The 21,983-nt window shown below is 52.4% G+C and carries 15 protein-coding genes; 5 read left to right on the forward strand and 10 right to left on the reverse strand.

All coding sequences use genetic code 11. From position 1 onward, the window contains the following. The first annotated feature begins 7 nt into the window (after positions 1-7). Positions 8-553, forward strand: a complete 546-nt coding sequence (locus LGT44_RS05390; RefSeq protein WP_145468489.1) for a DUF2062 domain-containing protein — start codon at positions 8-10, stop codon at positions 551-553. 50 nt (positions 554-603) lie between these two features. Here the strand turns inward: LGT44_RS05390 and LGT44_RS05395 are convergent, their stop codons facing one another. After that, entirely contained in the window at positions 604-1,293 is a 690-nt protein-coding gene (locus tag LGT44_RS05395) for an ABC transporter ATP-binding protein (protein WP_145468487.1), read from the reverse strand. After that, a complete protein-coding gene (locus LGT44_RS05400) occupies positions 1,286-2,536 on the reverse strand; it encodes a lipoprotein-releasing ABC transporter permease subunit (protein WP_230332302.1) in 1,251 nt (416 codons plus the stop codon). The genes LGT44_RS05395 and LGT44_RS05400 overlap by 8 nt, the downstream gene beginning before the upstream one ends. A gap of 269 nt (positions 2,537-2,805) precedes the next feature. Here LGT44_RS05400 and LGT44_RS05405 point away from each other — a divergent pair, with 269 nt between their 5' ends. Continuing rightward, positions 2,806-3,444 carry a hypothetical protein gene (locus LGT44_RS05405; protein ID WP_230332303.1) on the forward strand — a complete coding sequence of 213 codons (639 nt, stop codon included), beginning with the start codon at positions 2,806-2,808 and terminating at the stop codon, positions 3,442-3,444. A 187-nt stretch (positions 3,445-3,631) separates the two neighbouring features. Continuing rightward, complete coding sequence (locus LGT44_RS05410; RefSeq protein ID WP_225692632.1) at positions 3,632-4,909, forward strand: alpha/beta fold hydrolase; 1,278 nt, start codon at positions 3,632-3,634, stop codon at positions 4,907-4,909. Between the two features lie 67 nt (positions 4,910-4,976). Here the strand turns inward: LGT44_RS05410 and dinG are convergent, their stop codons facing one another. The 6 genes from dinG to LGT44_RS05440 form a co-directional block, all read right to left on the reverse strand. Next, entirely contained in the window at positions 4,977-7,067 is a 2,091-nt protein-coding gene (gene dinG / locus LGT44_RS05415; protein WP_230332304.1) for an ATP-dependent DNA helicase DinG, read from the reverse strand. A gap of 16 nt (positions 7,068-7,083) precedes the next feature. Further along, positions 7,084-7,764 carry a general secretion pathway protein GspB gene (locus LGT44_RS05420; RefSeq protein WP_230332305.1) on the reverse strand — a complete coding sequence of 227 codons (681 nt, stop codon included), beginning with the start codon at positions 7,762-7,764 and terminating at the stop codon, positions 7,084-7,086. 1 nt (position 7,765) lies between these two features. Next, on the reverse strand, positions 7,766-9,286 hold the full coding sequence (locus tag LGT44_RS05425; protein ID WP_230332306.1) for an ExeA family protein: 1,521 nt from the start codon (positions 9,284-9,286) through the stop codon (positions 7,766-7,768). A 163-nt stretch (positions 9,287-9,449) separates the two neighbouring features. Further along, positions 9,450-10,502, reverse strand: a complete 1,053-nt coding sequence (locus LGT44_RS05430; RefSeq protein WP_230332307.1) for a hypothetical protein — start codon at positions 10,500-10,502, stop codon at positions 9,450-9,452. After that, entirely contained in the window at positions 10,499-13,504 is a 3,006-nt protein-coding gene (locus tag LGT44_RS05435) for a hypothetical protein (RefSeq protein WP_230332308.1), read from the reverse strand. The genes LGT44_RS05430 and LGT44_RS05435 overlap by 4 nt, the downstream gene beginning before the upstream one ends. Positions 13,505-13,663: 159 nt before the next feature. Beyond that, positions 13,664-15,841, reverse strand: coding sequence for a malate synthase G (locus LGT44_RS05440; protein ID WP_145468469.1), 2,178 nt, complete (start codon positions 15,839-15,841; stop codon positions 13,664-13,666). Between the two features lie 297 nt (positions 15,842-16,138). Here LGT44_RS05440 and LGT44_RS05445 point away from each other — a divergent pair, with 297 nt between their 5' ends. Further along, entirely contained in the window at positions 16,139-17,083 is a 945-nt protein-coding gene (locus LGT44_RS05445) for a nucleoside recognition family protein (protein ID WP_230332309.1), read from the forward strand. Between the two features lie 78 nt (positions 17,084-17,161). Here the strand turns inward: LGT44_RS05445 and LGT44_RS05450 are convergent, their stop codons facing one another. Further along, the gene (locus LGT44_RS05450) at positions 17,162-20,092 is read right to left on the reverse strand and encodes a hypothetical protein (RefSeq protein WP_230332310.1); all 2,931 of its coding nucleotides are present in this window, start codon (positions 20,090-20,092) and stop codon (positions 17,162-17,164) included. Positions 20,093-20,409: 317 nt separating this feature from the next. Here LGT44_RS05450 and LGT44_RS05455 point away from each other — a divergent pair, with 317 nt between their 5' ends. Further along, complete coding sequence (locus LGT44_RS05455) at positions 20,410-21,246, forward strand: 6-carboxytetrahydropterin synthase (protein WP_230332311.1); 837 nt, start codon at positions 20,410-20,412, stop codon at positions 21,244-21,246. A gap of 100 nt (positions 21,247-21,346) precedes the next feature. Here LGT44_RS05455 and LGT44_RS05460 read toward each other — a convergent pair whose 3' ends face one another. After that, the gene (locus tag LGT44_RS05460; protein WP_145468460.1) at positions 21,347-21,907 is read right to left on the reverse strand and encodes a DedA family protein; all 561 of its coding nucleotides are present in this window, start codon (positions 21,905-21,907) and stop codon (positions 21,347-21,349) included. Positions 21,908-21,983: the final 76 nt, after the last annotated feature.

Genomic DNA, 21,983 nt, shown 5'->3' on the forward strand with positions numbered 1-21,983 from the left:
GATGTTCATGCCTAAAAAGTTTTTACAGAAGTTTTTTCCATCGCCGGAACAGGTACAGAGTAATCCTTCTCTGCGTTTCCTTTCCCCGCTGTTCAGCAAACCCAATCTTTGGCACGTTAACCGCCGCTCGGTAGCGCGTGCATTCCTGGTCGGTTTATTTACTGCTTTTCTGCCGATGCCATTCCAGATGGGTATTGCTGCATTCTTTGCCTTTTACGCCAATGCCAATGTACCGATTTCGGTTGGTCTGGTCTGGGTCAGCAATCCGATCACGATTCCCCCATTGTTCTACGGTACTTATCTGTTCGGCACCTGGCTTCTGGGAACACCAAGCAACAGCTTCAGCATTGAGCTTTCACTCGACTGGGTGCTGAATGAACTGGTTTCCATCTGGCAACCCTTGCTGGTGGGATCACTGACCGTTGGCATCTTTCTTGGTTTATGCGGATATTTTGCCATCCACCTTGCATGGCGACTGCATATTGCCAATAACTGGAAAAAACGCCGTATTAATCGCCTGAAGCGTGCCGCAGAAAACGAAGAAAGTAACTGACAGCCGGCGGTAATTAATACTGCCGGCCGATGTGAAAGAATCTCCCGGCGTTATCCCTGCCAGGGAGATAACGTGAGGTCGCGCAACTGCAGACAGCGGTTCATCCGGCCGGCCAGTTCGCTGTCATGAGTTACCATAATAAATGCCGTCTCAGCCTGCTCGGTCAGAGCTAACATAGCAGCCTCGACCTGTCGCGCGGTTTGCTGATCCAGATTACCGGTTGGTTCATCCAGCAACACCAGTCGTGGACGATTCACCAAAGCCCGGGCAATCGCCGTACGCTGACGCTCACCACCGGACAGCTCCGCCGGTTTATGATCAACACGATGTTCAAGCCCCAGCTGCGCCAGGCATTCACGCGCCCGGGCGGCCGCGGCCTTACGTGCAACACCGGCCAGCAACTGCGGCATCATCACATTTTCCAGCGCCGAAAATTCCGGCAATAAATGATGAAACTGATAAACGAATCCAATTTCCTGATTACGCAGGCGGGTACGCTGCGCATCACTCAATTTGGTCAATGGCTGGCCACCAATAATGACGGCACCGGCATCAACCGTGTCCAGTCCGCCAAGCGCATTCAGTAATGTGGTTTTACCGGAACCCGAGGCACCGACAATGGCGACCGACTCCCCTGCTTTGATCTTTAAATCCACATCCTGCCAGACTGTTACCGCCTGTGGTCCGGATGTGTAGGTTTTACGCAGGCCCGTGGCCTCAAGCACCCAGGACTCACTCATAGCGTAATGCCTCCGCAGGCTGAACACGCGATGCGCGATACGATGGATACAGCGTCGCCAGGAAACTCAGCAACAAGGAAGCACTGGTTACAATCACCACATCACTCCATAACAACTGTGACGGTAAATATGAAATAAAATACACGTCGGCACTTAAAATCTGGAAACCAAAAGTCTGCTCAACCCAGGCAACAATCTCGGAAATACTTAACGCTCCCAACACGCCCAGTATCGTGCCAAGGACAACGCCAACCAGACCAATAGACAAACCCTGCACCATAAAAATACCCATCACGGTCGATGGCCGTGCGCCCATGGTACGTAAAATCGCAATATCGGCTTGTTTATCGGTTACGACCATAACCAGCGTTGAAATAATGTTAAAGGCAGCCACCGCAACGATAATCAGCAACAGCAGGCCAATCATGGTTTTCTCAAGTTTAATCGCCTGAAATAAATTGCCGTGGGTACGGGTCCAGTCGCTGCCGGTGTAATAACCGTCCAGCGTATTGACCATGCGCCAGATACCGGCCGGCGCATCGAATAAATTACTGAATTTAACCCGCAAAGCCTGAGCCTGAGCATTGATGCGCCCAAGCTTGCGCGCATCTTCCAGATTCACGACGGCAAGATTGGCATCCAGCTCAGCCCCTACCGAAAAAATACCCACCACCGTTAAACGTTTAATGCGTGGCAATACCCCGGCCGGTGACAGAGTCGCTTCCGGCAGCATCAAAGTAATTTTATCGCCCACCACAACATTCAGATGTTGCGCCAGCAAACTGCCCAGCAGCACACCAAAACTGCCGGGCTGTAAATCGTCCAGCTGACCATCAATGACATGCTGCGGCAAAATCGAAACCCGCGCCTCTGCCGCGGGTTCAATCCCGGTAACCATCCCCCCCTGAACACGACCGCCATAACCCAGCATGCCCTGCAGACGGGTTAAAGGTGCGGCAGCCACGACACCCGGCTGCTGTTCAACCTGTTCAGCCAGCACCTGCCAGTCGTTGATACCACCGCGTTCATACAACACGCCATGGGGCACCATTCCGAGAATCCGCTCGCGTAATTCGCGATCAAAACCATTCATTACCGACAGCACCAGAATCAGGACCGCCACACCCAGTGTCATACCAACCATCGAAGATGCTGAAATAAAAGAAATAAAATGATTTCGTCGCTTAGCTGCCAGATAACGCAAGCCTATCCATAAAGGCAGAGAGGATTCTGAAATGTTCATTGTGACCTTAATCAAACAGAGAGAACGGGGTGGACAACAATCCGGACGCAATAGTGCCCGACAATGCCGGATTTAGCGACACCCGTGCACGGAAAAGCTGCGGATTGTATAGAGACGATGCCTCTTCAATCACAAAAATATGCGGCATTCCGGGCCATCAGTTCCACCACAGACGCCGCACAGAGAACCAGAGGCAAACTTGACGTAAAGAACCTTGTCCTTTTATCGCCCTGCTCTAGGATAAAGAAAAACTAACCGGACACACCGCCATGAACCGTTCCTTTCTTTCCGCGTTGCTGCCTCTGTCACTCATACTGCCGGCCAGCATACTGATCAGCGCGTCCGTTCAGGCCGAAATCACAGAAATTCCGCCCGAAGAAATGACCGAAGCCTACATTAAAGACACCACGGTCATTGTCCGCCGGCAGCCCGCCGCCCAGAAAGCGGAAAACAGCCAGGAGGACGCCTCCCTGCGGGTGTCACCACTGGATAAGCCCTACAGCGAAAGTGATCCGTTAAATGGCGGAACAGAGGTCCCCTCCCAAATTGCTGATCAATATTTGTCAGAGCAGCGGGACAACGCTCTGCTGAGTCAAAGCACCTACGATTTCCACACTCCGGCACTAGACCCACAACAGGCTCTGCGAGAGGAATACCTGCGTGATGTCCTTGGCCTTGAACCCGGTACGCCGATTGACTACGGTAACCTGCAATTCCCAACGAACATCACTCCCGATGTCACGCCACCGGCCGGCCTGGGATACAACATTGCACCGGGACAGTTTGCTATCAGCATCCCGAACAGCGACAACATCAACGCCCAGACTCACCAAACGCCGGGCGGAGAATACCGGATAGATGTAACTCCTTCAGAAATCATTTTCACGATCAATCTTCCTCAGCAATAAGTCGGACATTGCGGGCCAATATCCCTGAAACGCCTCAGGAAACGGCCCGCAAAAATACAAAAACATCAATACAATCAAATACTTACAGCAACATCAGCGTTCCGTAAAGAAAACATACAACTGTGGCCATTTGTCTATAAATGGGGTAGAGTCGGGAAACTATAAGAATAAAAGAGCCAATTGTGTTATGCAGTTCTCTACCTTCTCTGCCGCCGATCTACGCAACACTCCCCGCATCCAACTGCTGGATACTCCCCGCGGGCAGTACAAAGTCGAATTCCAGGCATACAGCCTTCCGGAAAACCTCCATAAAACGCCTGTCGTTTTTCTCGGTGGTGCATTCCAGAGTTTCACCTCATTCAAAAGTGAAGTGGAATTAGTCGTCAGCACACATCCGGTAATTCTGGCCGACTTCCCCTCACAGGGCAGTAACGATCAGCTTGCTCCGGAACTCAGCCTGAATGACTACGCTGACCTGATTGAGTTGTTCTGTCAGGAACAGCAGCTGGATAAAGTTCAGATGCTGGGCATCAGCTATGGCTCGGCCATGGCCACTCTGTTTGCGGCGGCCTACCCGCAGCGGATTGAGCGTCTGCTGTTATCGGGCATCACCTGTTTCCGCCGCGAAAGCCTGATCACCCTGCTGGAAGACTCGCTGGAGTTGCTGGCCGCTGGTGATATGAACGCTTTCGCGACCACTGCAGTCTGCAACCTGATCAATCACAATCGTCTGCAGGCAACCGAAGTCAGCCCGACCTATCGCCGTCTTCTGTTCCGTCAGATTGCCCGACTGAACGACAATGAGCGTCAGCGCTACGCACAAAACACGCAACGCTTGCTCGATTTCCCGGGCTTCGAACGTTTCCCCGAATGCCCGACCATGATTGCAACCGGTGAGTTCGATAACTTCACCCTGCCATCAGAAAACGCTGCCGTTGCCCGTCAGTGTGCCAATGCTACTTTCGCCATCATCAAAAACGCTGATCATCTGGCCCAGTTTGAGCGCAAAGAAGCTTCAAGCACCCTGTTCCACAGCTTTATGTGTGGCGAGTCTCTGGAAGGTATAGACGGTACCGAAATATACAATCCGGAAGCCTATGACCTTGCCGACCAGCGCCTGCAAAGCCGCCAGCGTCCGCTGGAGCAGCCTTATCGCCTGATCGATGAAGTGAATGGCAAAGAACACATCGTTCGCATCAACAATATTAACTTTGCTGGCTGCGAACTGGAGCAAACTCATGTGGATCTCAGCCTGTCTGAATCCAGCCGTGGTTTGTACCTGGAAATTCCGGAAACCGGCGCCCGCTTCCATGTGCGTATTATGGAGCGTGAGCGCAAACAGCTGCGCTGCCTGCTGATTCAGCGCGATCTGAAAGAGGCTGATCAGCTGCTCGCCTACCTTGAAGGCCATTTACTGATGATCCGCGATCAGAATGATAATGACCTCAGAGAGCAGCTGGCCTGAAAACCCCTCCTCTGGCACAAAAAAGCCCGGTAATGACCGGGCTTTTTTTTATTCGCGTATTTCTTTATTAAATCCGCTTAAAAGGCGGCAAAGAATCCAGTAACAACTTGCCATAGCGATGCGACAACAGCCGCTTATCGAGAATACTGATGCGTCCCCGATCCTCTTCGGTACGGATTAAACGCCCACAGGCCTGCACCAGACGAATAGAAGCCGCAGGCAGGGTTAATTCCATAAAAGGATTGCGTCCACGGCTTTCCATCCATTCGCTGATCGCAGCCTGAATCGGATCATCGGGCACCGCAAACGGAATTTTAACAATCACCACATGGGTGACATATTCGCCCGGTAAGTCGATCCCTTCAGCAAAACTGGCGAGACCAAAAATAATGCTACCCTCACCATTATCAATCCGCTCTTTATGGCGGCGGACAATTTCTGCTTTCGGTAAAAAGCCCTGACACAGCAGCTGGTCATACCAGTCGTGCAAAAACGTATCACGCGTAGCCTCAAGCTGGGCACGGGAACTGAATAACACCAGCGTTCCCCGGCTCAGGTCGGTATTGTTTTTCAGCCAGTCTTCAATATCCGCCTGAAACTGATCGCTCTTGGGATCAGATGCCAGCGACACCGGTTGCAACTCACCCAGCTTCTGATAATCGAAAGGACTCATAACCCGCTGATAATTTGCCCAGTCGGGCAAACCGCTTTCCCAGCTTAATTTATTAAAGCTGTTCAGCGCCGTCAGGGTTGCCGAGGTAACCACCGCACCATAGCAGCGCCACCAGAGGTTTTTGCGTAACTGATCGGCCACCGCAATAGGCGAGGCACTCAGACGAATATCCCAGCCATCACCAAACGGGGTTTTCGACAACCAGCGCGCCACCGGCAGAGCACCCTCAGCCTCTTCGGCACAGAGCCAGGACAGCGCTTCGGATAATTGCTCCGCACGGGAAAACATAATCCCCATTGGCGCCTGCCAGGCTTCTGCTACATCACGGGTAAAATCACCATCTTCTTTTGGATCGAGGGATTTCTGCAGCATGTCATTGAGTTTATCCAGACACAGCAACAGAGGTTGCAACGGCCCTTTTATATTGATCAGCAGCTGACGTAAGTTTTCCGGCATTTTTCCCGATTCAAAACGTAACCGGTCCTGATCGCCGATCATATCCATTAGTAATGGCCAGACCAGACTGATGCTTTGCAGAATATCGCGGATATTCTGCGGTGCCTCCGTTAATGAATGCATAATACTGTGCGGAATACCGCTGGCTGCAACAAACTGCTCAATGCCCTTTTCCAGTTGCTGCAACCACTGGCGTTGCGCCCGCACGCCGATTTCAAGACGGAAATGATTGAGGGCTTTATCGGCAAGATGATGGCCTTCGTCGAACACATAAATGGTTTTTTCCGGCGCAGGTAACACTGCACCACCACCCAGCGATAAATCAGCCAGCACCAGATCGTGGTTGGCGACAATCACATCCGCATCTTCCATCGCATTGCGGGCTTTATAAAAAGCACAGTTCTGGAAATGCGGGCAGCGCCGGTTTGAGCATTCACGGTGTGTGGCGGTTAAATGCGACCATTGTTTGTCTTCGATGGCATCGGTCAGACGGTCGCGGTCACCGTCCCATTTGCCGGAGCCATACGACTGCAGTAAAGATTCATAAAGCTCCCTGTCCTGCTCTTCCGGCGTTTGCTCAAATAAATCGACCGTGGATAACAACCCGGACAAATGCTGCAATGATTTATCCAGTTTTAACAAACACAGATAACGGCCACGGCCTTTGGCCAGGGCAAAATTAAATGGCAGAGAAATGGTTTTTTTTAAATTCGGCAGATCCTTATCCAGAATCTGCTCCTGCAAGGCGACGGTGGCCGTCGAGATCAGCAGTTTCTTTTCTTTTTCAATCGCCATCGGCAAGGCAGCCAACAGATACGCCAGTGTTTTACCGGTACCTGTACCCGCTTCCACCACCGCAATGCCATTATCATTATCGCGCTGGCCTTTATCATCTTCATGAATAGCGCCCAGACTTTTGGCAATTTCAGCAATCATTACCCGCTGACCATAACGCGGTTTTAAATCCAGCGCTTTAATGCACTCACGATACAACGCCTGGATGCGTTCTTTGCTTTCACTGCTCAGCATGCTGTCTTTTCTCGCATCAGGGAATGGCCTGCCAGCCTTTGCTGCGGCCAACCTGCAATGGCCAGCCATCAACATCCAGCAGAATACCGCCCGGGGTAATTTCTTTCAGAATAATGCCGGGAGCAATAAGGTCTCCTTCATTCCACTCACGATTATTCATACTGACCGTACGCTTCTCCGGCACCGGACTGTAAATATGACTGGTGATCATTAACTGCGGTATCCGGCGTAAAGACGCTAACGGAGGTAACGAGCGGGTTTCAACACCAGCGCGCGGCGCAGTTTCCCGCAGCTCAGAATCAATGGCTGTTTCCGGTGCCGGAGATGGCGTCGATACCGGTGTCTGTTGCAACGGAACCGGTGTCGCTCCGACGGCCGGCGTTACCGCAGCAACCGGCGGTGCCTGGCGTAAGGTTACTGTCTCAGCGGCCGGGGTTATATCGTCAGCCAGTGCAGTTACCTGCGGTGTATTCTCCACCGGCACCGGTGCGGATTTACCACTTAACAGAGTCAGGCCATACAACAGTCCCGTGATTACCGTAACCAGTGCAACAGACAACAAGATCCGGTTAATACTTCTGAACGGTGTTTCTGCCGCCAGGGATATCGACGTACTGTCCTGCAACGACATTGGCTGGTTCATCTGCCGGGCACGCTCCTGCTCCGATTTTTTCAGGGCATCGAGGATATAAGACATATTAATTATCCCCTCCTGCCAGACCAGGACGGACCTCATCCTGTTCCGCCTGTTGCATAAACAGCAAGGTTTCCGGGCCAATAATTTTATCGGCACTCAACCCATGCTCCGCCTGAAACTGTGCAACCCGGTTGGCCAGCAAAGGATCATAAAACCGCGAGTCAACCTGATTATTCTGTCCTTCCGGACTGATCACCAGCCAGTCTGCCTGCCATTCCATATTCAGCTGACGGCGGATCCAGAGAATCAGATCCGATTTTTGTCCGGGACGAACCAGCTGGCCGCTGTATCCGGCGGGGGGCTGCCACAGTAATAAGGCCTGTCCCGCATACGATGCCGGATTAAGATCAGCACTAAAGCGCTGCCAAACGAATCCTTCTGCCGATTTCATCTGTACCGCAACCGGCACGGATAGGCCCTGCAACCTGAGCCACGGCCAGTCCACCCACAAACACTGTTTACTGCCCTGCAGCTGCTCACAGGTAACAACCTCTGCCGCATTGTCAGACTCTCCGGCCAAACCGGCAGCCGTCAGCAGCGCCAGCGGAGATACCGGGTCTGCCGTCACAGGGGTTCGCCAGTCTGAAATCTGCTCTTTCAAAGCCGGACTGAAAACAAACAGCAAAACCAGCAGGCCAGTCATGGATGCGAAGCCTATCAATGCCGACAACCAAGTGAAGGCACTGCGCCGCGGAGCGCGATCAAGCCATCCGGCACCATGACCAAGGATTTCTCTTTCAGCGCCTCTAACCAAAGCGACGTCGACCAGCCTGCCGCCACGGGCATAAACGCCCAGTAACGCCCGGTCGGCCAGATTATTAATCAAGCGAGGCACGCCACCACTTACCCGCCACAGCCGCCGTGCGGCGGACGGGCTGAACAGCTGTCCATCCACACCGGCCAGCGCACAGCGATGGCGCAGATAAGCACGGGTTTCTGTCAGGCTGAGATTCTGCAGGTGATAGCGCGCGGTAATACGCTGACTGAGCTGACGCAGATCATGGCGGGCCAACAATTCCCGCAACTCAGGCTGACCAACAAGAATCAGCGTCAGCAGCTTTTCTTTATGGGTTTCCAGATTGGTCAACAGCCTGATTTGTTCCAGCAGCGGCGGCGGCATACTCTGCGCTTCATCAATCACGCAGATTACCCGCTGCCCGGCGGCATACCAGTCCAACAGAGCCTTGTTGAGCAAAGCGTACAACTCACGTAATGATGCATCGGGGTTATAACTCAGCCCCAACTCATCACACAGACTTTGCAACAGCTCCGTCGCCGATAACTGTGGATTAAACAGATACGCCGTGCGTACTTCAGCGGGTGTCTGAGCAAGAAATGCACGGCACAGCGTGGTTTTACCGGTACCTACCTCACCGGTCAGACAAATCAAGCCGCCATGCCCGGTCAGCGCATACTGCAGATGTGCCAGTGCCTCCTGATGCCCGCTCGACGGAAAGAGAAAATCCGGGTCCGGTGCAATGGTGAAAGGGAAACGCTGAAAACCGAAATGTTCAAGATACATCGGAGACTCTGCTGCTCAGGGCGGTGCTTACCGGCAACGTCACGCCGGCTAAAATCCAGCGCGCATCATAGCGGATTTTGCCGCATCCCGCAGTTGAAAGAAGACCGCAGAAATACGGACAGATAAGACAGGCAGCAGTCACAGAGAAACAGAGTCCGCCCCGCTACCAACCCAGCGTTAACCCCAAACGCAGCTGAATATCCCGCGCATAAGCGGGCCACACATCATCGCTGACTATTTCCAGCTGGTGCCAGCCTGAACGCCAGTGCACTCCAACCTGATTCGTAGAATGAAGTGACATCCCCATAGCACCTAAAGGTGTCGTCCAGTCTTTGGCAAGACTGAAGCGTTGATAGCGATCGTGCTGAAAGTAGCGCATCCCCAACTGCCAACTTGTGTCATAAACACCGGTATTCAATGACCAGGGAATATCGGTCACATAAGAAGATTGCCCCGAGCGGCCGGAAGCGGCCCCTGAGCTGTTGCAAACCGCCTGCCCCCCACCACTCAGATTGATGCATCCGGTAGTGAAAGCGGCATCATCGAACTGCCAGCGATTCCATAAATCAGTGAAGGTGGCATCCAGCTGCCAGCGCTCCCTTAGCAAGCTACTGAATGAAATATCCATACTGATGCCGGAACCATCACTGACATCCGCCGGATATTCCAGAATTTTGTCCTGATCAAAGTGATAATCGAGCACAGCTGATGCAGTCAACGGATCGCCCGCAACAGAAGCCCCCCTGAGAGAACCAAACTGAAAATGACCAACATGGTAATAGGCCAACGCCGGTGTAATGCTCAGCGCCGGCAACTCAAAGCGGTGAGAAAGACGTAAACCACGCGCCTGCAGACCTTTCACTTCAAGGTCCAACTGACGATCTTTTGCTCCGGGCAGCCCCAGTTCCAGCTCGCGGTAAAACTCTGAAGTATCACGATTAAAGGTCAGGTAATAATACCAGCGCGTTTCACGCTCCAACTGCCAGCTTTGATAACGCATGCCAAAACGAAACCGGGCATCGGCATAGGCATAAGTGCCTGGCTGAAAATCGCCATCCCAGCCAGTCGTCATATCGGTCAGAGAAACCGGCTGTGAACTGCCATGAATTTCCAGAAGCGAATACAGCTGGCGATCGGCCGCCTGAGATGAAAAGGAAAAACTGAATGCGGCGGTATATACCGCCGCAGAAAGGAAAGAGTGAACTTTGTTCTTCAACCGCCAAGCACCAGGAACTGACCATCACTGAAACGGACGACATAAATGCCATCACGCTCTTCACGGATAACACCTACTATGGAGTTGCGGTAGGTCAGATAACCGACTGCATTACAGTTGCCGGTCACGATTTCATCCTTACGATTAATAACACCGCAAGGCTGGCCACTGCCATTCAGTTCGTAATCAACACGACTGGCCAGGGTGACACCAATGCTTTCGCCTTTTTCTTCCGAGGTAAAGAGTTTTACACCACCTCGGTAAATAATCAGCCCACCTAATTCAAAGGTAAAATCGCGGATTACGTCAGCATCATTTTCGTCCGGAGCAGAGTTATTACCGACCAGATAAGACAGATACAAACTTTGCGCCCGAACACCGGTTGGCAGTACATCAACCAGATAGTCGTAGTCATAACCGGCTGCAACAGCCAGCTCCCAAACATCCTTACTTGAACGGGTTAATTTAACATCGACAATTGCCAACGGTGCACGTTCAACATCACTCCCCTGCCCTTCGGTCAGTTCGTGTGCTGCTCGCAGACTTAAATTATTAATACCCTGAGTAAATACAGCTTCCAGCTTGCCATCAAGCACCACATCAGTACCGGTTATTAATTCATAACTGCCGTTGTTATCAACATCAGGAAACAATGGCCGGTACGCGCCGCGGCTGGGAATTGAAAACAGGCCAAGCAGGTCATCATCCACAAGCTTCTGAATAGTGAGCTCTTCTTCGCTTTCACTTAACTGTGTGCAAACGCTGGTTTCCTGCTCATTAGCATCATTAATAATCACCGAGCATTTACGCAGACCAGGCACACCATCGGTGTCGCCGAATACTTCCAGCCGGTTTATACCGTAGCCGGTAATATTGACATCAATATAATCAGCCTGACGGAAAACCTCTTTATCGTCGATTTTACTGAACAGCACACTCTGATCTTCCATAATCCGGTATTCGAAGAGGTTACTTTCAATAATTCCAGATTCAAAACCACTGCGCACACGGAAGAAATCATCCAGCTCAGGCCATACAGAATCTGAATAATAATTAGCGGCATTAGAGGATGTCGCCGACAGAGTGACCTGAGCCAGATCTTTCAGTTCAACCTCTTTCCCACCTTCTGTAATCGTCCCTTTAGTGTCACTGTTAGCAACCAGCGACAGAGCGACAGACGTCAGGTTGTAATGCAGAGGAGATGCAGGGACCAATACATCATCAACACCAATCAACTTGGCTGAGAAATACAGATTGAATTCCTGATTAACGCCATTAACTGTCGCTGGAATTTCAACATCTGGCCATTCCAGGTCATAACCTAAAGGGGGTGTTACAACCGGGTCAGGAGGCGTAGAGAAACCTTCTTCACCACTGTATACAATACGGACACGCGAATAACTTTTAACTTCCTCGCCAGCGTCGTTGGTACCTTTAACTTCTTTAAACTTAATACTGGCAATAGTGTCCAGTGGCCCACTGGTGCCACCTGGCACATTAGGGACAGCAGGATCATCCGCATCGACGATTATTTCGCCCAATAACTGAATATCAAAAGCGTTGTACTTGCCTTCTTTTTCAATTTCCACACCCAACTCAACCGGCACCATGGTCAGAACAAGACCATCAACAGTAAGTTTTTTATTAGTGCCATCATAGCGGGCATCACCGGCGCAACCGGAGTTAGTGCAAGCAATTAACTCCAGCACCAGATCTTTCAGTGTGCGGGTACCAGTGGCCAATTGCGGAGCAACGCCTTCGTATATGCTGTTCAAGGCGTCATAATAATCTACCGTTTTAGTAACATAAGCCGGATCGATAAAACTGTGTACACAGCTATTATCATCCTGAGCTTCTCCATTATTACAGGTATTCGGATCCTGACCTTTATAGTTAACCAGTCGCTCATTCAGATCAGCCATAAATGCACGGGCATTATTAATACGATCCAGCCAGTTTTTTACCTGGCTTGCAGGAATATCCACCGCGGTCAGTTCATCCGTTTTACTTTCCAGAGCACCCAGGCGCTGATCAAGTACAGCAATAGCAGCTGTCAGCTCTGATGGAACAGAATAATTCTGAGCAGAAATATAGGTTCGGTTCTCCTGAAGAACCGTTCGTGCAGCGCTGAAAATACGATACAGAGAAGTGGTCGAAGACACGGATGATCGCTGATACAACTGCCCCTGATTATGCAGAAATTCATCAACCACATCCGCCAACCAGTCAACCTGATCCTGCCCGGCTTCGAGAGCCAACTGCTGCCCTGCCGCAACAATGGCGCCATAGATAATTGATTCCTGCTTAATTGCTGAAGCCAGACCACTGTCTTTATACAGTTCTGATGGTGCCAGCGGACGCAGCGATACAATATCTGACAAACCGAACAGCTCATTCAGCCATAAATTGGCGCGCTCAATAGTGAAAGCGGTATAAACACCAGCCCGTGGTACATCCGGGTTGGAACCATCTCCACTATTATCAATATAACTGGTATATGCCAGTGCACTGGCCAGATGCGTTACCCAATTAATATTGATGCGCATATTATTCTGAGCATTACCGACCGATGAGCGCAGCTCATATTCCTGCGGTACAGCTTTGGTTGCCCGATAACTCCAGCCACCATAACAGCCATTTACCAGCTCACAACGTTCAACTGTCGCGTCATCGCTCTTCCCACTGACAATTAGGGTAACCGCGCGGCCGATATCATCACTGTCGAGCTTCACCTGATAGTAGGCTGCAGTCGTTGAAGTGGCTTTTGCACCGACATAGACTTCTTGCTGACCATCATCGGTATCAATGACCTCGGTTGCCGTCTGTCCCTGAACATCGATGGACACAGCCTGAATCACAGCACTCTGTACACCACTACTGCCAACGTAACCGTTAACGTATTTGACCGGCTCCGTCTTACGGGTGGTACTGGAACCATTACCGCTGCATGCCGCCAGCAGGCAGACACTCAGCAACAGAGATATGCGGGAAAGAGAGAACATAGTTATTTTTCTTTTGAATGCGAAAGTAAACAGATTGTAACCGCCTCATTGATCAGCAACCAGTCAGCAATACCCTTTTACCCCGCTTTTACATAAAAAAAGCCCGGAAGAATCCGGGCTTTTCGTGCTCACACAGCCTGAACGATCAGGCAGATGAGATTACTGAGCTGCTTTGAACTTCAGACGGTAAGCGTGCAGCAGTGGCTCAGTGTAACCACTTGGCTGCTCTTTACCTTTGAAGATCAGGTCAGACGCGGCCTGGAAGGCAATGCCATCAAAACCTGGTGCCATGTTGATGTACAGCGGGTCACCGGCGTTCTGGCCATCAACAATCGCAGCCATACGCTTCAGACTGTCTTCAACCTGTTCGCGGGTACAAATGCCGTGCTCCAGCCAGTTGGCAACGTGCTGGGAAGAGATACGCAGAGTCGCGCGGTCTTCCATCAGGCCAACGTTGTTGATATCAGGTACCTTGGAACAACCAACGCCCTGATCGATCCAGCGCACAACGTAACCCAGGATACCCTGGCAGTTGTTATCCAGTTCTTTCTGAATCTGTTCCTGAGTCAGCGCAGCAGCTTCTTCAGCAGTCATCAGAGGGATAGTCAGGATGCCATCAACAGATGCATGCTCACGGCCTTTCAGTTCATTCTGAACAGCAAATACGTCTACTTTGTGGTAGTGCATAGCGTGCAGAGTCGCTGCAGTCGGAGACGGAACCCATGCAGTGTTGGCACCGGCTTTAGGGTGACCGATCTTCTGATCCATCATCATGCCCATCTCATCCGGGATAGGCCACATGCCTTTACCGATCTGAGCACGGCCCTGCAGGCCGGTTTCCAGACCAGTGTCCACGTTCCAGTTTTCGTAGGTGTTGATCCACAGCTGCTGCTTCATTACAGACTTAGGTACGAAAGCACCGGCCAGCATAGAGGTATGGATTTCGTCACCGGTACGGTCGAGGAAGCCGGTGTTGATGAATACAACACGGTCTTTCGCAGCACGGATACATTCTTTCAGGTTTACTGTAGTGCGACGCTCTTCGTCCATGATGCCCATTTTCATGGTGAAACGAGGCAGACCCAGTGCATCTTCAACGCGACCGAACAGTTCGTTAGCAAAAGCCACTTCTTCAGGACCGTGCATTTTTGGCTTAACGATGTTCACGGAGTCAGCAGTAGAGTTGCGGAATGGCGCATTGCCTTTCAGGTCGTGAATCGCGATCAGCGTGGTGATCATGCCATCCATAATACCTTCAGGGATTTCACTGCCATCAGCCAGCAGAATCGCCGGGTTAGTCATCAGGTGACCAACGTTACGGATGAACAGCATAGAACGACCTTTCAGCTTCACGGTTTCACCGTTCAGGCCAGTGTATTCGCGGTCAGCGTTCATGGTACGGGTAAAGGTCTTGCCACCTTTGGTCACTTCTTCTGCCAGGTCACCTTTCATCAGGCCCAGCCAGTTGCCGTAGGTTACGACTTTATCGGCCGCATCAACCGCAGCAACAGAGTCTTCACAGTCCATGATGGTGGTCAGTGCAGATTCCATCAGGATGTCTTTAACGCCAGCAGCGTCAGTAGAACCAACCGGAGTGGTTGCATCGATCTGAATTTCAAAGTGCAGGCCGTTATTCTTCAGCAGAATCGCAACCGGTGCAGCAGCATCACCGTTGTAACCAGCCAGCTGAGCAGCGTTTTTCAGCGTGGTGGTTGAACCGTCTTTCAGGGTAACAACCAGCTTGCCTTCTTCGATCGCGTACTTGGTGCTGTCAACGTGGTCGCCGCTCAGCAGAGGTGCCGCTTCGTTCAGGAAAGCACGGGCATAAGCAATAACCTTGTCGCCACGTACTTTGTTGTAGCCAGTGCCTTTTTCCGCACCGTTTTCTTCAGAAATAACGTTGGTGCCGTACAGCGCATCGTACAGAGAACCCCAACGGGCGTTGGCAGCGTTCAGAGCAAAACGCGCATTCATTACCGGTACAACCAGCTGAGGACCGGCCATCTGGCCAATTTCTGGCTCTACATTAGCAGTGCTTGCTTCGAAATCCGCGCCTTCAGGCAGCAGATAACCAATTTCCTGCAGGAATGCTTTGTACTCTGCAGCATTGTGAGGCTGACCTTTGCGTTCAGTATGGTAAGCATCGATTTTCGCCTGCAGATCATCACGCTTGGCCAGCAGCGCTTTGTTCTTCGGAGCCAGTTCGTTCGCCAGAACGTCGAACTCTGCCCAGAATTTCTCTGCATCGATACCAGTACCCGGAATCGCTTTTTCATTTACGAAGTCGTACAGCGCCTGAGCAACCTGCAAGCCACCCTTCTGAACGTATCCAGTCATTGTTAAGCCTCAAAAAAAATTCAATCACAACCGGCTGCTGCCGGTCATTCTGACCACTACTGAACGACTGCGGACAATCGCCAGCCACAAATTAAGACGCGGCAGTATACAGGAACGAACTGGCGACTGCTAACCCGCCTCTGTGATGACCACGCCAAAACCGCAGCAGGGATAAGTAAAATCACCATATGGATAACGGTATAAACACATCTGAACACCGGTCATCTCCGACCAAGTAACCAAAGCCGGACACCAGCAACTCTGTTATCGTCTGCGTTTTCAGCAAGAACCACGTTTATGGATCAGATAGCCACCACCATTCTCAGCTCCGGCCGCTCGGCGGTGGAGCTGGCCCTGTTTATTCTGCTGCCCATTATGATTGTGATGCTCAGCATCATGCGCTGGCTTGAAGCACGCGGCCTGCTGCAGCGGATTGTCCGCGTGGTCAGCCCGTTGTTACGCCCGTTCGGCCTGACGGGTCTTGGGGTGTTCGCCCTGATTCAGGTGTCCATGGTCAGCTTCGCCGCGCCAATCGCAACACTGGCCATCATGGCGCGCAACGGCTCCTCTCCACGCCACATCGCCGCGACCCTGGCCATGGTGCTGGCCCTCGCCCAGGCGAATGTCGTCTTCCCGATGGCCGCCGCCGGGCTGGATATACCAACCACCCTGCTGCTGGCTATTCCTGCCGGTCTGATTGCCGCCGCCGCAACCTACTATGCTTTCGGCCGCAAGCTGAGTGTGGAAGAAAGCGCTCCGCCCTCTGCCGAACTGATGCCAGAGGCCGATCCCGAGCACGGCAAACTGTTGCAGGTCATACGCCGTGCCGGCAGCGACGCCTGGGACATCGCCATGGGAGCACTGCCCTTGTTGGTCGTTGCCCTGGTGGCAGTGAATCTGATCCGCCTGACCGGCGCCATCAGCGAACTCGAAAGCCTGCTGTCTCCTCTGCTCACGGCTATCGGTTTTCCACAGCAAACTCTGCTGCTGGCCATCACCAAATACATCGCCGGCGGCACCGCCATGATGGGTATCGCGATGGAACAGGTGCAGCTCGGATTACTCAGCGCGCAGGAAATCAACCTGCTCGCCGGCCTGCTGCTATGTCCGCTCGATGTTGCCGGCGTTGCCATTCTGATTGCCGCAGGCAAGCCTGTCGCCGCCGTTGTCCGCCCAGCCATTTATGGCGCACTGATTGGTATCGCTTTACGCACCGCCGGGCATTTCTGGCTGTTTGCCTGAAGATCCGCAACCCTGCAAGCAGGCACAAAAAAAGCGACCCGGAGGTCGCTTTTTTTGTGCCTATTAAGCGCTGTGAAATTACAGCGTCTCCCAGCTGCCATCAATATAGCGGATCAGCCAGATACCATTCTCCTGACGGATACGGCCGTACACCACATCGCGGAAGTTAAGCGTGAATACCGCATCAGCAAGCACGGTGTTATCCGCCACTTCAGCTACGTTATTCAGCACGCACAAATCGTACTTACCATCACTGCCGGTGATGTACTTATATGGCAGCGGCGACAGATTGTAGTTCTGCTGCAGGTAGGCGGTCAGTTCACTGTCGATGGTGGTTTCTGTTCCATCATTTAATGTCAGGGCAACACCATCTCTGTACACCGCCAGACTGCCGGTGGTTTTAAACGATGAATCGGTATCAAAGCTCAGCACAACCCGATCCAGTGACGACCCCGTTCCCAGGTAAACGTCGCTGCTGGTGAGACCGGAGTAACTATGTGACAACGCCGCGGTCAGCTTATAGCGATCCATGGTTGGCGCATTCAGCAGTACATCCAGCAAGGTACGCGGCTGATCGTTCAGACGCACTTCACTGGTAACACGTACCGCATTCAGCCCTAACACCATAGGATCGTACAAAGTGCCGTCCATTGACGTTTCCGCCGTTGCCAGAGGTGCCAGCGTCAGACAGCCATTAGCGTCCGCTGTATTGGTTGGCCAGGTAACGAAGTAGAGGCCACGTCCCGGAATTTCAATCCGTGAAAACACACCCGCTTCCCACAGATCGTTAATGGCCAGCTGCAGATCACGCTCTGCATACAGACGCTGCTTTGGCTTACAGGAACTGACCACCCAGCCACCACCGGAATTGCTCAGATCACAGATCTCCAGATCGTGGGTACTGACCAGCTCGGTTTTATCGTCATCTTTATCCACGTCATTAACATCTTCACGCTTCACCGTCGGGTAAAAACGGAAACGCTGCGACTCACCCAGCGGCACATAAAAATCCAGATACTGCACATTCTGACCGGCCACCGTCTGCTCACCGGTTACGTAGCTCACAAGACCATTTACCACATCGCCTGCCGCAAATGCCGGATTGGGTGTAAAGAAGCCGTTGAACGAAGCAAAACGCTGCGCCGGATAATGCTCAGAAGCGTTAGTACTGGTCGCCGCCACATACAGGGTTGAATAATCCACATCCTGCTCATTGTCGTCGCCAACTTTGTCGGAAATACGACCATTCAGCACCACGGTATCAATATTAAAACGGCGCTCGCTGTTACTGTCCTGCGGGTCTTTCACTCCACGGAAGAAAATGCGATAGCTGCCGGTTACTTCGGCTTCTTCAGCGCCACCGACACGACTGGTGTCGTACAGTGAAAAATCCGACCAGCGCATTTCATAACCCAGAATTTCATTCCCCGCCGGATCAGCCAGAGAACTCACTGGCGTGGTGAAATAAACGCGCACACCGGAGGCCGAAAGAATGTCGTTAGCAGCGTTATCGTCTTCATAAACGTTATCGACCACAAAGCGCAGCGTGCCCTGCTCATAGGTACCGCGAATCAGCACATCAATTGCATTCGATGACGTTGGCTTGTCATCGGCATCGGTGGTGTTCACATCCGCTACCGCCTGACTGACGATGATCGTACCGTTATTCAGTGTCATCGTCGGGTTGCTGTAAGAACAGGAAGTCACCCAGGCATAGGCCGAAGTATCCGCACAGGTATTAGCACCCGCCAGATAGGTCTGCTGATACAGCTCGGCCGTCTCACGATAAGCCGTCACGATTGTATTCAGGTTAGCGGCATGCTCATCACCGATTTTTTTCAGCAGATCAACATACTGATCCACCTTGGCTTTGTAGCTGTCTTCAAAAAAGGTATCGCTGTAATTGCGCATAACCCCGACAAAAGCCTTGGTGCGTTTAATGCCCAGCACAAAATCGTCATAGTCACTCTGACCAAACAGCGACAACAGCGTATCGGGAACTTTGGCAGTCAGGGTATCGGCGGTGAAGCCATCAATATCAGCCTGCAGTGCGGAAATAACCCCGGCAATGTAGCCCTGCAGAGTCGCATCCGTTACGTTCAGTGCCTGTAAATTGCTGATCGCATCGGTATACAGTGCCGCCAGCGTCAGCGTCTGCGTACCACCCAGCTGCATCATCTGGCCTTTATTGGCGCTGAAATCGGCAGCGACGGCATGGGTAAAATCAACACCATCGACAGCAGTATGGTTTTCAGCCAGATGTGCCCAGGCCGCCAACAAGGCACCGTAACGAATGCTGTCTGCAGCTTTGGCGGCATCGGCGCCACGCCATTCATTAATTTGGGTGAGATCGGCAGGCTCTGTGGTCTGCACATTACTGATACCAAATACCCTGGAAACCTGAGAGATAGCCTGTTCGGTGGAATACGCGGAGTAATAGCCGGTTTCGACCCAGCCAACAGCCACATCCGCAACAGTGCCAGAACCGCTGACCAGACTCTCGTTATAGACATAATCGAATGCCAGCTGAGCGGCCAGATCCGTCAGGGGGGTAACACGAATACGTTCATTTTTGCTCAGGTCGTAAGCAACCGAACGCCAGCCCAGATTGGCCGTCTGTTCCATATCCGCAGCAAACGCACCAGCTGAACAACCAGCAACCCACTGACAACGCACAGTAGTTGCCGCCGTCGCCGTATCACTGTCAGCATCACGACCAACCAGCTCAAATAATTGCAGCTCACCGGTCGAAATCACAGCCTTAACCACACCGTGCCTATCGGTAACATACTCTGAACGAACCAGGCGTCCTTCAGCATCCTCATTAGGCAAACCGGCTTCGGTAATCGACACCGACCGTACGATGGCATGATTGATATCTTCCTGTCCGGCCTGAACATAAACCGACACAGTTGAGGAAGAAGAAGAGCCGCTGTCACTGCAGCCGGACATCAGACCCGCCAGCGCAGGAAACATCAGAGAAGCGGTCAGAAGTTTATGCATAGCCATACAAAGGAATCACTCAGTTAATACAGGACACGCAGCGACTCACGCATCCTTCAGATATAAAAATGCCGCCTATCATAACAGGCTTTGTCAGCGGCGATAGCTCAGGAACGGCTTAATGCCACTCTTTATAAACACAGTGTGGTGCATAGACCCGGACAGCTCAGACAGGTTCAATCCCCTCCCGGCGTGGCGCATACCGGGTTCACTGGCCGCACAGTGCTATGCCCTGATGGCCGCTTTCCGCTAGAATGCGCGGCTATTTCAGGCTTTGTCTCTCAGTCGGGCTTTGCCTCTCAGCGGAACACCAGAGGAACACCATGCAGTTATTCGTAGAGCAACTCACCAATGTCGATTTCAGCTATCTGGATGCCAAGCGCGGCCTGGTAGGTGAAACCTGGTGGGCATCCGCCGTTCTCGACGGCGCCCTCGACGAACAAGGCATGGTCTGCGACTTCGGCATCGTTAAAAAGACACTGCGCAACTGGCTGGACGACGAGCTTGATCACCGCCTGCTGGTGCCGGTTCAGTCACCGGCCCTGACCCTGAAACACAGCGGTGACATCATCGAACTCAGCTGGCAGTACGACAACGGCGACCTGCTGGAAATGCGCGCACCACGCCAGGCCGTTGCCCTGGTCGATGCCGAACAAATCGACGCCAACAGCGTTGCTCACTGGTGCCGTGAGCAACTGCGCAGCCATTTCCCGGTCAATGTTGAACAACTGACCCTGAGCTTCGTTGCAGAAGACATCAATGGCGCGTTTTATCACTACAGTCACGGCCTGAAAAAACACAACGGCAACTGCCAGCGCATCGCCCACGGTCATCGCTCACGCATTCAGATCTGGCTTGACGATGAGCGCAGCAGTACGCTGGAACAACAATGGGCAGAGCGCTGGGCCGATATTTATCTGGGCAGCGCGGAAGATCTGATCAGCAGCGACAACAACCAGCTTCTGTTCCGCTACAGCGCACAGCAAGGCGAATTCGAATTATCTCTGCCAGCCAGCCGCAACTATATGATGAACACTGATACCACCGTGGAATTTATCGCCCGCCATCTGGCCGACACCATCAAACAGCTACACCCTAACAGCCAGGTCAGAGTGCGTGCTTTTGAAGGTGTTAACAAAGGCGCCATTGCGGAGGCCTGAGTTTCCGCCAGCAACAGCCAACACAAAAAAAAAAGCGGCCGCTGCGCAATAACGCCAGAGCCGCTTTTTTTATGATACAGATTCTCCTGTCACATCCCGCTCAGGCGGCTTCCATCCGAGCGCGCAAACGCCGTTGACCGAGAATAAACACCAGCAGAGCCACCGGCAGCACAAACCACAGCCACTCGTGCAGGGTTTCGGCATATTGCTTACCCAACACGAAAGCCACGCCAAAAATCATCGCAGCCCAAATCACGATAGAAATCACATTGGCCAGGGTAAAGGTCCAGCCCGGAACCCGTGCCAGTCCGCAGGCGATATAGCCGAAAGTACGCAGTCCCGGCATGCAGCGAATCAGCGCCAGCTGATGCCAGGGTGCCTGCTGCAAAGGCTTTACCTGACGCTGAATCAGATCATGGCGGAATTTGTTCGCCAGCCAGGGCCAGACATGCGCCAACCGGCCAAACAGATACAATGCCGTATCACCAATAAACATACCGGTACAGGTTGCCGCAAAGGCCACTTCCGGCGCCAGTTTACCGCTCGCGGCCAGCATCCCGGCGCCAATAATCGCCAGGTCTTCCAGCATAAAGGTCGACACAATCACCACCAGAACCAGCCACAAGGGGCTGTCGGAATAACTCAGCAATGAGTCCAGCATGAATACTTCTCAGCTAACGGCCTGTAAATTTGCGCAGCATTCTACCTGAAACTGCATGACGGGTGAGTGACAATAA

It is taken from the genome of Thalassolituus alkanivorans (assembly GCF_020447205.1).
GTDB lineage: Bacteria > Pseudomonadota > Gammaproteobacteria > Pseudomonadales > Oceanobacteraceae > Venatoribacter > Venatoribacter alkanivorans.